Raw genomic sequence first — 11929 nt, 5'->3', positions numbered from 1 at the left:
AAACCTCGTCTGCACATGCCCCCCAATGGAAGCGTACGAGGAAGCCGCAGAGTAATAAGGCAATACACAAAATAGACCCCCGCCCTAATAGGGCGGGGTGCTGAACCGGAAGAGGGCAATACAGCTACAAGCAACGCCCGTATTAAGCAGGTGGAGGAGCAATGAAACACTATGTCCTCAAGAACGACCATGTGCATTTGGAAAAAACTGCGTCGGCACCGCCTGAGAAAACTCAAAAGATCGATGTAATCCTTGCTGATCCCAGGGCATGTGCGTCTGCAGAGATGATCGTCGAGTTTTATCGGGCTTTGAATGATCTTGTTGAAGGTTATGCATATAACATCAAATTTCGCGTGATCGCCGAAGAACCGGCCGGTGGGCCATTGTACTGGGCCGGGCGTACAGCGATTTTCTGGGGAGATATCCACAAAAACTGGCAGCCGTCCGGTCAGGATAAATCCTGGGTCACACAAGTGTTAAACCTGTCATCTCGCTCAATTCTTGTTGGCGGAGCGGTTTTGCTCCTTGCTCAAGTGGGCCGGGCAAACGAGGCTGTTGCGGCAATTCATCCCAATTTTTCAGCTGCCGCTCAGGAAGTCGGGCTAATTGGAAGCAGAACCAGTTCACATCGAGCGTTGGATGGCCGAACTCACAGCGCGTCCACAAAACTAAGTGCTTTGCGGCTGATGTCAGAGTTTGTATCGCTGGATCACGGCGAGCATTTGGCAGATACGTTACGTGGCTACATCGGTTTGACTGAACCGGAACGGGCATGTGAAAGCCAGCTCGCAAGCCGACTTATTCAACGTTCCGGTGCTGACCCGACGGTAAGGTTGGCCATCGATAAAATGTTGAAGAATGTCGAGGATCCCCTCAGAATCCCCGAGCTGTCTAAGTCGCTTGGAACATCCACGCGCCAGCTTCAGCGGCGATTTCTGAGTAAGACGGGTGAAAAACTCCTGACGACATATCGGGAACTTCGGTTGGAACGTGCGCACAGTTTGCTTCGGCATACTGATATGCCTCAGCGGGAAATTTCGACAGCGACCGGATTTTCTTCTGCAACGGCTTTGGCGCGTGCATTCCGGGCTCAATATGGAACAACGCCGGAATACGTTCGCAATCAGCGCTTCGCAGGAGAACTGTCGGGGCACTACAATCCCGCTTAGCGGGTTTGGAGCTTATCTCTAAGATTGGTGAATGGCCGGACGGCTCAGGCGCGCTTGCGGGCGATGATCCAGATCGGATGATAAGTCAAAGGTACGCCCATTTCGCTGCCAAACCGGCTGATATACTCGTTCGTAAATTGCGAGAGGCGGGTCTTGGTCCATGTTTTTTGTGCGCGTCCGTTCACTCCGGTTTTCCGAAGATGCTCCAGAACTTTTCGAGGCGAAGCAAAGTGCATTTGCCGCGTGGTTTCCCCCGCAGTCACGATTTCCAGATTACTCTGCACAGCGGCGACCATGTTTTCGGGCTGAAACAACCCGGGTGCTTTGGCAGACGAGCCAATCTGAGTGAGCTCACGGTATTGTTCCGGACCGAACCCGGAAACAGCCAACCAACCACCGGGCGCAAGCGCGGCCGATGCCTTATGCAAAAAGGCAGCCGGATCGGCAAGCCATTGGATCATTGATGCAGACGCGATCAGATCGGGCTCCGCAGGCCAATCAATTGTCCTGGCGTCACCGCATAGAAAGGCTGCTCTATACGTTTTGGCTGTATCTCGAGCCTGGGGCGACAGGTCATTGAGGGTAAGCGTGTCGAAACCGAACCCATCACGCAATTTCTGGGTCAGGTGGCCGGTGCCACATCCAAATTCCAGGGCGGAGATGAAGTGGCGCGGCGCGCCGCAATCGTGGAGTTTTTGCGCCAGAAGATCGGCGATCTGCGCTTGCTGGCAGGCAGACTCGTGATAGCTCGCAAAGCTTCGGTTAAAGCTGCGCTGTACGCGTTCTGCCAGATGCGCATTCATGCGATCCAGTCCGTCCAGTTTTGCCCGGCGCGGAACGGGACATGAGGGCCGGGGATAGTCCGGACAGCGTGCTCTTGCGACTGCCATGCTACCTCTTGCGCCTTTGTGGGTATGATCCGATCGCGCTGTGGAATCCATATTCGGTCGAAGCTCTGTTCAAGGGCCGGACCGCGCGAAATTATGGCGTATAGTTCAGCCTTTGCGGCTTCGACGTCTATTTTTGGTGCCACCCCCTCAAAACCGGCGCGGCGGCAAAACTTGGCGAAGCTATCTTCTGTCAACTGATCCGCGGTGGCCCGGATTATATCCGGGACAATGCCGCGTTCTGCGTCTGCGGGCGCAAGCGTTCCACTGACTGCGATCAGGCTATCCGGGTGAAAACCCGTTTGGCTCAACCAATGCCCTGCCGATGCCACGCCGAAGGAGAAGGCGATCATGCGAACCCGGTCATAGTGTTCCAGTTCTCGCAGGGGATCATCCAACTCTGTGTAGTCGTCCACGAACAGGACATCGTCGGGGCCCGAAAGGCTTGTGAACGGAACCGCGCCAAGCGCCCATCCACCGAAAACCACGATCAGGTCCTGGGTGCCAGAGCGTGACAACCACTTATGCTTCATGACACATCTCTGGCCAGCGAAACCATGGCTGCCGTCACACAGCTCAGCTCATCCGGGGTGATGATGTAGGGTGGCATGCAATAGATATTCCGGGCGAAGGGGCGCAGCCATACACCCGTTTCCCCTGCGAGGTTGTGAGCGATTGACGGGTCGACCCGTTCTTCCATCTCAATGACACCGATTGCCCCCAGAACGCGGACGTCGGCGACGCCCGGCAATCCGCGGACCGGAGAAAGCTCACGTGCCATTTGTTCGGCAATGTTGCTGACCTCTTCGTGCCAGTTTCTAGCGGTCAGCTGTTCCAGACTGGCAACTGCCGCCGCACAGGCCAATGGGTTGGCCATATAAGTTGGGCCGTGCATCAGAACACTGGCCTCGCTCTCACCGATACCGCGTGCAACATTTTCGGTCGTAACAGTGGCGGCCATCGTGATATGGCCTCCAGTCAGAGCTTTGCCCAGGCAGAGGATGTCAGGCAAGACGCCGGCATGATGCATTGCGAACAGCTCGCCAGTGCGTCCAAACCCGGTGGCGATCTCGTCAAAGATCACCAGCACATCGTAGGCTTTGCACATTTCCTGCGCACGTTGCAGCCATGTCGGGTGATAGAAATACATACCTCCCGCACCTTGAACCACTGGTTCGAGGATCAGGGCCGCAATCCGGCCTGCCTTGGCCGCCAACAGTTCTTCCAGAGCGCCCAACCCATTGAGATTGGCATCTTCGGACCATTCCTGATCGAAAGAGATTGGTGGGCGTGGCAGAAAGTGTTGGATCGACAGGGCGCCGCTGAACAGCCCGTGCATTCCGTTGACGGGGTCGCAAACGCTCATCGCTTTCCAGGTGTCGCCGTGATAACCGCCGCGGATGGTGGCGAATTGTGTGCGATCCGCGCGGCCCATGGCCATTTGGTACTGAACCGCCATCTTCAGTGCGACCTCGATCGAGACCGAACCGCTGTCGCTGTAGAAAATGCGATCCAACCCATCGGGAAGCAGGTCGATCAGCTTTCGGCCCAAATCGATCGCGGGTTGGTGGGTCAGGCCGCCAAACATTACATGCGGCAACTGCGCCAATTGGTTCTGCATTGCACCGACGATGGCCGGGTGACGATGCCCGTGAACCGCACACCACCATGATGACATCGCGTCGATCATTTTGGTCCCGTCATCCCGCGTCAGCCAAGCTCCGTCGGCTTCGGTGATCAGGTGCATAGGGCCCGGATCAAGCACGTTGGTGTAAGGGTGCCATAAGTGGCGGGCGTCAAATTCCAGCGGGGTCACAGGAAGCTCCGGATTGCTTCAACGTCGATAGCTTCGAAGGCTTTGGTCAGAGACGCGCGCGACATGTTGTCGATATACGGCAGGCGGCCCAGATGCCGCACATTGCACATCTGAGCAATTGTCTGTTCAACGTCCGGTTCCGGGTCGCCAATAAATGCGACACCGGCCACAGGGCAGCCTGCGTTCCGCAGCGCCATCAGGGACAGGCTCGTGTGGTTAATCGTGCCAAGCGCCGTGCGGGCGACCAGAACCACAGGGGCCTGCCATTGTGCGAAAAGGTCGATGAAGAATTGTTCGCGGTTCAAAGGCACCATGACGCCGCCTGCGCCTTCTACAACCAGAGGCCCCTCGACCTGCGGCAGAGCAAGACGTGACAGGTCGATCTCAATCCCCATATCCTCGGCGGATAGGTGTGGTGAGGCCGGCATGTCGAGCCTGTAGGTTTCGGGCAGGGATGCGGCACCTGACAGATTGACCACCGTTTCGGTGTCCGTTGCATCTTCAAGCCCGGATTGCACGGGTTTCCAGTAGCTTGCACCCAGAGCTGTGGCCAGCCCCGCGGCGAATACGGTCTTGCCGACGCCAGTGTCGGTGCCTGTGACAATCACGGTGCTCATGCGGCTTCCTTCCGATGACGGGCGAGCGTATCGAACAAGCGCGAGATGTCAGCCGTGTCGACGTTGCCTGTGATGGAAATCCTTAACCGAGACGTTCCGCGCGGAACGGTCGGGGGACGGATGCCGCGAACGTCAAACCCCTGACCCTGCAACGCAGCGGCTGTGGTCATCGTCAGGGCGTCATCACCGAGAATGACAGGAATGATCTGACTGTTGAGCGCGCCTTCCGGAACACCGTGGCGCAGCGCTTCGCCATGGGCAAACTGAATGCGGGAGCGAGCAGCCTCGTTCAGGCTAATATCTGATCGCAAATGCCCGAGCACAGCCCGGACAAGGGCCGCGCTGAATGGGGCAGGGGCTGTTGCAAATATGAAGGGCCGTGCGCGGTTGATCAGCGCATCGATCATAACCTGCGCTCCGCAAATCAGTCCCCCGGATACCCCCAGACCTTTGCCGCAGGTGTGCAAGGTCAGCACCTCAGCCTTCAGACCGTGCGCCAGACCTTTGCCATTCGGCCCGAAAACACCTGTGGCATGAGCTTCGTCCACAACCAGAACAGCGTCGTGGGTGCAAGCCAATCTGGACAGGTCTTCCAAAGGCGCAATATCGCCTTCCATGGAATAGACGCTTTCCACAGCGATCCAGATCTGACCCGAACCGCCCGCAGCCCGCCAGTCGGCAATCACGTCCTGCGCCGCCCGTACATCATTATGTGCAAACGCGCGCATCTGAGCGCGGCCGATGCGCATGCCTTCATGAGCGCTGGCATGTACAAGTTCATCGTAAAGTACCAGATCTTCTGCGGCCGGTAGGGTCGAGAATATCGCCTGGTTAGCTTGAAATCCTCCACCCATGAACAGGGCTGCGTCGGCTCCGAAGAACTTGGCGGCTTCCTGCTCTAATGCTTCGTGCTCGGGGTGATTGCCGCGTAACAGACGCGATCCTCCTGAGCCCAGTGGAATGCCTTGTTCCAGCGCTTGTTGAGCTGCCTGCTGCAACAGCGGAGATTGCGACAATCCCAGATAGTCATTGGACGCGAAATCCAAACCGCGCCGTGGTGAAAGAAACCTGCGGCGATGCCGACTGTCCAGGGCCGCCAGCATGGACCGTAGGCGGCTTAACGCCTTCATCCAGCGGCTTCCTCACACGTTTGCTCTGCCGCGGTTTCGGCCTGAATCCCGAGTTTGGCAAACAGGATCGCATCGGTGTCTTCTTCCGGATTCTCTGCAGTCAAAAGAGTTTCGCCGACGAAGATCGAGTTCGCCCCGGCCAGGAAACACATTGCTTGCAGCTCGTCGCTCATTTCGCTGCGACCCGCGGAAAGACGCACATAGGAATTTGGCATCATGATGCGGGCCGTGGCAATCACGCGCACGAAATCGATCGGATCGATTGGCTTGGCGTCGGCCAACGGTGTGCCTTCCTGCGGCATCAGCATATTGATCGGCACCGAGTCCGGTGCCGGAGCCATGTTGGCCAGTGTCACGAGCATATCCACGCGGTCCTGGGTCTCTTCTCCCATGCCCAGAATGCCGCCGGAACACACCTTGATTCCGGCCTCCTGCACACGGTTCATCGTGTCGATCCGGTCGGCGAATGTACGCGTGGTGATGACTTCGGAATAATACCGTTCGGACGTGTCGATATTGTGATTGTAGTAATCCAGCCCGGCATCGCGCAGCCGGAAAACCTGATTGTCGTCCAGCATACCAAGCGTCATGCAGGTTTCCATACCAAGGTCCCGAACGCCTTCGACCATGGCGACAAGCGCGTCCATGTCCCGGTCCTTGGGTTCGCGCCAGGCGGCCCCCATGCAAAAGCGGGTTGCACCACCGTCTTTGGCTTTGCGCGCCTCAGTGAGTACGCGCTGAACCTCGATGAGTTTTGATGCTGAGAGAGTCGAGCCGTTGCGGGCTGATTGCGAACAATAGGCGCAATCCTCGGCGCAGCCGCCGGTTTTGATCGATAAAAGTTTTGACGTCTGAACCTTGTTGGGATCGAAGTTTTCGCGGTGGACTGTCTGAGCGCGAAACAAAAGATCCATGAGCGGAAGGTCGTACAGGGCCAGAGCGGCCTCTCGAGTCCAGGAAAAGGTAGCGTTTTTCATTTTATCGATATTTTTCAGGATCCCAATTTTTCACGGGACTTATTATCGATAACGCGGAAAACTACAACTGGATTCTCCAAAACTACCTTGGTGCCGGACAAAAACCGCCTGTAGATAGTTGCGACTGGACGGGCAGCTTGACCGGGATGACTGTCGGCGGGTTCCAGATTTTGCGCGACGTGCAAGCGGGTAGGAGCGCAAGCCAATAACTGGACTTTGCGTCGAGATGCTTGGAGCTAAGTTAGCCCACGCAGCACCTGTGTATCTGGCAATCAATCGACCCCGCCCCGGTGCGAAAAACGCACCGCGCGAAATTGAGTGGGACGGACGGAGTCAATTGAACCGAAACGATGTAATTAAGCTCTAGTCGGCTGGCAATGCTGGTCCACCAGCCGTTGGAGAATTGGCGCGAAGTGCCAGAAATCCGGTGTCTGCATCCCATCCTGTTTGCCGGCATCATCCAGATAGCGGACGGCGATGATGGCTTCGAGATTTGGGTGGCTTTGAAATTCTGCGACCTCTTCGTCACTCATAGCGCCTCCCTGAAGGTTCAAAGAGTGAATTGAGGCTTCGGACAAGCGGCGCAGGTATTCGGGGCGGGTGGCGCACAGATAACGCTTTGCTGCCACGTGGTAGCGTACGCAATCTGTGATGACCGACGGGAAAAACTGTTCCAGAACCTCGGCGCCCGCATCCTCGTGGTGGCGGTCCTCGGTGTCGTTCATTGTGAACGTGCCAAATTCACTGGTGAAATGCCCGATGTCATGCAACAGCGCTGCGGCGACGATTTCCTCCGAATGTCCGGCCTTTTCTGCCAGAGTTGCGCCTTGCAGCATATGTTCGCCCATCGTGACGGGTTCACCCAGATATTCTTCTGCCCCCCGGCGATCAAAGATCGAACCAAGGAAGTCAACGATGGTTTCCGGTGTCAGCTCTTGGTAAGAAGCACTCATTGCGCCGCCTCCATTTTTCCACGGCGCATTGCGTCCCGGGTAGAGCGCAATCCGTCCTTGTCAGCGTAACAGCCCTGTAGCCATCGCTTGCCAGAGCCGGAATACGCCTTGCGTGCATGAAGAACGCGCGTGTTGTCGACGATGAAGCCTTCTCCGGGTTCCAGCCGGAATGTTACTTCCATGTTGGGGTCGTCAATGATCTCGCCCAACCTCCGATAGGCGGCGTACCACAGGTCCATCTTTTCGAACGGGACGTCTGTCACCGTCGCCAGAGAGCGGTTGTTGAACCGAACGGCAATCAATTCGCCATCGGGCGACAATTCTATCAACGGGCGGCGCGAGGTTAGGCAGACACCTTCTTCGCCAGAGTATTCGAAACGTGCACAGTAGTTTGCAAGCACGTCGAAATAGTCCGGGTTTTCCTGTTGCAGGCGTCGGGCGCAGGCGAAACCGTCGACCACCATGTTTTCCCCTCCTTCTGCCGTGCTTTCGAGGCAGTAGAGGACTTGAACAGTGGGGGTAGGGTCACGATAGGGGTTGTCAGTGTGGGCCTGGAGACCCAGACCAGTGAACGCCAGATTTGTTGGGTTCACCTCGGTACGAACTTCGAACAGGCGACCATAGTTGGTTTCGCGGACAAATCCGAAAAGATCCACAACGCGGAACAGCGCGCCTTCTTCAATCGGGCCGCCTTCGATCTTGGCGAACCCATAGCGCGTCGCACCTTCCAGCCAGTCTGCAAGGGCGTCACCACCAGTTTCCAATTCGCTGAGTGTGCCCGTTGGAACCTTGTCTGATATGCCAGAATCCCAGCACTCAACGTTTTTGGAGCACCACCCGCGTTTATGCACGGCTGAGCGGTCGTACGCATGGGTCCGCAACCAATCAGCGTCAAACAAGACGGTTTTGCCTTCCGGTTCAAACCGAACCTCAATTCCCGCTTCGCCACAGGATGCAGCGGCGATCCGTGTATCGCCTGGGATATCCCGGAGTGCGATCAGTCTCTGGCCATTCACGGGCGAACGCGTATCGGCATCCTGCGCATTATCGCGCAGCCAGATCGCATGAAAGCGCATAACGTCTTCGCCGTCTTTCAACGTGAGGACGTGGCCTGTGTGGTCAACGGCTGTTTCCATAATCTTACTCTCGGTGATGGGTTTCGCGTGTTGCAGTTTGCCTTACAAATTCTATATCGCACGGATAAACTCAAATCAGAAATAGACGCAGTAAGTATCGGTTTAGCTTATGGGTGAACGAAAGTTTCAACTGCCGCCGCTGGAATGGATACGTGCGTTCGAAGCTGCTGCGCGATGCGGAAGCTTTACAGCTGCTGCTGCGGAAACAGGTTTGACGCAGCCTGCGATCAGTCAGCGTATCGGCAATCTGGAGCAACACCTTGGGACCAAGCTGTTCGTGCGAAATGCGCGCAACATCTCGTTAACTGTTGAAGGTGAAGCCTGGCTGCCACCGGTACAGGCAGCTCTGACCGAACTGCGAGAGAGTTCCGAGGCGCTGTTCTCGAGCGGGCGCGACAGCCTGACCATTTCGGCCAGTCAGTCTATTATCGATCTCTGGTTGACGCCGCGCCTGGCGCGCGTGCAAGAGGCGACAGGTGCAAAGCTGTCCATTCAGTCGTTGGTTCTGGGTAGCCAGATGGCCTCGTTCGATGATGTTATCCAGGTCCGCTACGGTGCAGGAAACTGGCCACATGACTATAAGTTACCCCTGTACCGGGAGGCCTTGGTCCCTGTCGCTTCTCCCAAACTGATGGACTTAGGTGGAGATTGGAAAGATTGGCCGCGAATTTCCTGTACCGGACCGCGACCAGGGTGGAGTGACTTTAGCAGCCGTTTTGGCACCCCCGCCGAACCCGCGCCGCGGTTACGCTTCGATACATTTTTGAGTGCACTCGGCGCGGCAAAGGCGGGACTTGGCGTTGTGTTGGGTTCTCTGCCCTTGTGTTCGCATGAGATCGAAGCCGGTACGCTGGAACGTTGTGGGCACGACATTCTGGGACATCACGAAACCTACTGGCTGCTTGCGTCAAAGGATGCCATCGGCCGCCGTCAGTGGGAAAGACTGGCGAGCGTTCTCAAGATGCCTGAAACGATTTGAATTCCTGCGCGATGGCTTCCGCCGCAGCGGTCAATAGCGCCGACCCGTCTTCCGGGCGGGCCAGAGCGGAATGAGATCCGACGCGACCGTCCGGAAACTGCATACGGTGATCAGCCGGCGGACCGTGGCGGTCGCCCTTGTGCGCATTTAGGTATTCAGGGCTCAGTTTTTCCGGCGGCTCGGCGGCTTGGTTGGCTGGCAACGCACCGAGCAGGGATTGAGTTATTGCGATTTCGGAAGGTGTTGCATGCATACCCTCCCATTCTCCGTAGAGATCTTTGCGCAGAGTATTAACACCTTCCGGTTCCCACCAACTGCGGATGCGTAGCTTCCCCGGGGCAAGCCCTTCGGCGATCTGGCGTAGTGGCTCGAGGTTTGCGCCGTGGCCGTTCACCACAAACACGCCCACAAACCCCTGGACCAAAAGACCGCCTATGACCTCTTGCGCGAGACAACGAAAGGTTTTGGCCGACACGGAGACTGTGCCCGGAAAAGCCGTGTTGAAGGGCGCGGGCGTATATGCCAGCGGTGGAGCAACAATTGCACCGCACAAATCGGCTGCGGCATTTGCAACGGCTTCGGCACAGATAGTATCAGTCCCGATGCGACCCATGGGTCCGTGTTGTTCGGTCGAACCGACCGGTAACAGGATGGCCGCACCCGTGTCGATACGAGCGCCTACTTCGTACCACGTCATGTGTTCCAATTTCATTGCAGGCCCTTTCAAAACTCACAGCGCCGAGTACCGCTTTTCCTTTTTGCTACACGTCGATACTCTGAGCCAATGGAAGATTCACTTGAAATCTCGGCCGAAAAGCCGCCCTTGGATCACTTGATCGGCATTACGGTCAAAACGCATCGGGTTCTTGCCGGGTTAACCTTGACCGAACTTTCGGGTCGGTCCGGGGTGTCGACGGCAATGATCTCCAAGATCGAACGCGGGCAGGTTTCGGCTTCGTTGGGCACCCTTGACGCGTTGGCCAGTAGCATTGGCGTTCCATTGATCAATTTCTTCGCAGGCACAGTCGAGCGCTCGGACGTATCCTTTGTGGCTGCGGGCGAGGGGGTGACTGTACAACGCTTGGGCAGCGGGCAAGGTCATAGCTACAAACTGATTGGCCGGGCTGAAGCTCATCATGTTAATTTTGAGAGTTTTAGTGTCACTCTTGAAGCGCCATTGAGCACACGGCCACTATACCGCCACCAAGGTGTCGAGTTCATCCATGTGACGGATGGAGAAATGGTTTACGGCTGCGGCGATGAAACTTATCACATGCGACCTGGTGACAGCCTTAGCTTCGATTCCAACGCAGCGCATGGTCCGGTGGAACTGAAAACTGGCAGAGTCAGTTTTCTTACAGTTGTTTCCAAAGCCGTTTCCGGCGGAATCTAAAAACGCCCGACCGCTAGGGCCGGGCGTAACGGACTGCAGGGATCAAAGGCCCCACTTTTTCCTGTTCTCTTCAAAGAAACCCTGGGCTTTCTTTACTTCGATCCAGTTGTTCACATAGTTGATCCAGACCTGATCGCTTTGCGGCAACAGCATCGCAATTGGCGAAGGCGACCGAGGGCCGGCATTCTTGACCCGGACAACCGGGAACTTGGCCTCGAGTGTCGAGCCTTCGATGTTCGATGTTATGAATACATCCGCGCGCCCCGCGAGAACCTCCTGAAATCCACGTGCCGGAGCTTCGACAACTTTGATATCGGCGTTCGGGAACCATTCGCGCACACGTTTCTCGAAAGTCGTTCCGAGGGTTGTCGCGACCTTCACATCCGGTTGGTTGATCGAGTCATAACCGTCGAATTTGTCGGCTTTGTCCTTGGTTGTATACGGAAACAACTCAACCGCAATGTAGCTGTCGGAGAAGCCTGCAACCTTCATCCGTGGCGGGGAAATCGAGGCTGAACCGGTAATGTGGTACTTGCCGGCGACTACTCCGTTGACCAGCGTTTTCCAATCGGTGGGCACATATTGCACCTCGACGCCCAGATCAGAGGCCAGTGCGTTCATGATGTCGATGTCGTAGCCTTTGTAACTGTTCGTGGCGGGGTCGCGTAGTGACATCGGGTTCCAGTCACCCGTTGTCCCGACCTTGAGAACGCCGGAATCCAGCACCTCGTTTAATGCCGATTGGGCTTGTGCGGCGCCCGACAATACCAAACCCATTGCCGCAGCTGCCGCAGCTTTCAAAAAAGTGTTCATCTATTTCTCCCGTTGGTGGCGGTTGGCGCTTGCTGCCATATTGTTCCTTGATTTAAGCG

Annotated in this window: 13 protein-coding genes; 3 read left to right on the top strand and 10 right to left on the bottom strand. The window is 56.6% G+C overall.

Annotation, left to right across the window (positions count from 1 at the left end):
- Nucleotides 1-161 precede the first annotated feature (161 nt).
- On the top strand, nucleotides 162-1169 hold the full coding sequence (locus AC2TCY_RS17615; RefSeq protein WP_480849319.1) for a helix-turn-helix domain-containing protein: 1008 nt from the start codon (nucleotides 162-164) through the stop codon (nucleotides 1167-1169).
- Nucleotides 1170-1213: 44 nt separating this feature from the next.
- Here the strand turns inward: AC2TCY_RS17615 and AC2TCY_RS17610 are convergent, their stop codons facing one another.
- From AC2TCY_RS17610 to tmpA, 8 genes are all read right to left on the bottom strand, one after another.
- Nucleotides 1214-1972 (bottom strand): methyltransferase, encoded by a 759-nt coding sequence (locus AC2TCY_RS17610; protein ID WP_480849317.1) that lies wholly within the window; start codon nucleotides 1970-1972, stop codon nucleotides 1214-1216.
- Entirely contained in the window at nucleotides 1969-2589 is a 621-nt protein-coding gene (locus tag AC2TCY_RS17605; protein WP_480849316.1) for a pimeloyl-ACP methyl esterase BioG family protein, read from the bottom strand. Before AC2TCY_RS17605 ends, AC2TCY_RS17610 begins: the two co-directional genes overlap by 4 nt.
- Entirely contained in the window at nucleotides 2586-3872 is a 1287-nt protein-coding gene (bioA, locus tag AC2TCY_RS17600; protein WP_480849315.1) for an adenosylmethionine--8-amino-7-oxononanoate transaminase, read from the bottom strand. Before bioA ends, AC2TCY_RS17605 begins: the two co-directional genes overlap by 4 nt.
- Entirely contained in the window at nucleotides 3869-4489 is a 621-nt protein-coding gene (bioD, locus tag AC2TCY_RS17595) for a dethiobiotin synthase (RefSeq protein WP_480849313.1), read from the bottom strand. The genes bioA and bioD overlap by 4 nt, the downstream gene beginning before the upstream one ends.
- The gene (locus tag AC2TCY_RS17590; RefSeq protein ID WP_480849312.1) at nucleotides 4486-5619 is read right to left on the bottom strand and encodes an 8-amino-7-oxononanoate synthase; all 1134 of its coding nucleotides are present in this window, start codon (nucleotides 5617-5619) and stop codon (nucleotides 4486-4488) included. The genes bioD and AC2TCY_RS17590 overlap by 4 nt, the downstream gene beginning before the upstream one ends.
- Complete coding sequence (bioB, locus tag AC2TCY_RS17585; RefSeq protein ID WP_480849310.1) at nucleotides 5616-6596, bottom strand: biotin synthase BioB; 981 nt, start codon at nucleotides 6594-6596, stop codon at nucleotides 5616-5618. The genes AC2TCY_RS17590 and bioB overlap by 4 nt, the downstream gene beginning before the upstream one ends.
- 356 nt (nucleotides 6597-6952) lie before the next feature.
- Nucleotides 6953-7549, bottom strand: coding sequence for a (R)-1-hydroxy-2-trimethylaminoethylphosphonate oxygenase (tmpB, locus tag AC2TCY_RS17580; protein WP_480849308.1), 597 nt, complete (start codon nucleotides 7547-7549; stop codon nucleotides 6953-6955).
- Entirely contained in the window at nucleotides 7546-8685 is a 1140-nt protein-coding gene (gene tmpA / locus AC2TCY_RS17575; RefSeq protein WP_480849306.1) for a 2-trimethylaminoethylphosphonate dioxygenase, read from the bottom strand. The genes tmpB and tmpA overlap by 4 nt, the downstream gene beginning before the upstream one ends.
- Nucleotides 8686-8794: 109 nt before the next feature.
- On the opposite strand from tmpA, the gene AC2TCY_RS17570 reads away from it, so the two are divergent.
- Nucleotides 8795-9664: a LysR family transcriptional regulator gene (locus AC2TCY_RS17570; protein WP_480849305.1), complete on the top strand. Its 870-nt coding sequence runs from the start codon at nucleotides 8795-8797 to the stop codon at nucleotides 9662-9664.
- Here the strand turns inward: AC2TCY_RS17570 and AC2TCY_RS17565 are convergent.
- Nucleotides 9642-10376: a creatininase family protein gene (locus AC2TCY_RS17565; protein ID WP_480849304.1), complete on the bottom strand. Its 735-nt coding sequence runs from the start codon at nucleotides 10374-10376 to the stop codon at nucleotides 9642-9644. The two genes, AC2TCY_RS17570 and AC2TCY_RS17565, sit on opposite strands and share 23 nt — an antisense overlap.
- Nucleotides 10377-10448: 72 nt before the next feature.
- Here AC2TCY_RS17565 and AC2TCY_RS17560 point away from each other — a divergent pair, with 72 nt between their 5' ends.
- Nucleotides 10449-11057 (top strand): helix-turn-helix domain-containing protein, encoded by a 609-nt coding sequence (locus AC2TCY_RS17560; RefSeq protein WP_480849303.1) that lies wholly within the window; start codon nucleotides 10449-10451, stop codon nucleotides 11055-11057.
- A 42-nt stretch (nucleotides 11058-11099) separates the two neighbouring features.
- Here AC2TCY_RS17560 and AC2TCY_RS17555 read toward each other — a convergent pair whose 3' ends face one another.
- Nucleotides 11100-11870, bottom strand: coding sequence for a transporter substrate-binding domain-containing protein (locus AC2TCY_RS17555; RefSeq protein ID WP_480849302.1), 771 nt, complete (start codon nucleotides 11868-11870; stop codon nucleotides 11100-11102).
- Nucleotides 11871-11929: the final 59 nt, after the last annotated feature.

The sequence above is a fragment of the Ruegeria sp. HKCCD7181 genome (assembly GCF_057221055.1).
This window is presented reverse-complemented; position numbering and strand designations above follow the sequence as displayed.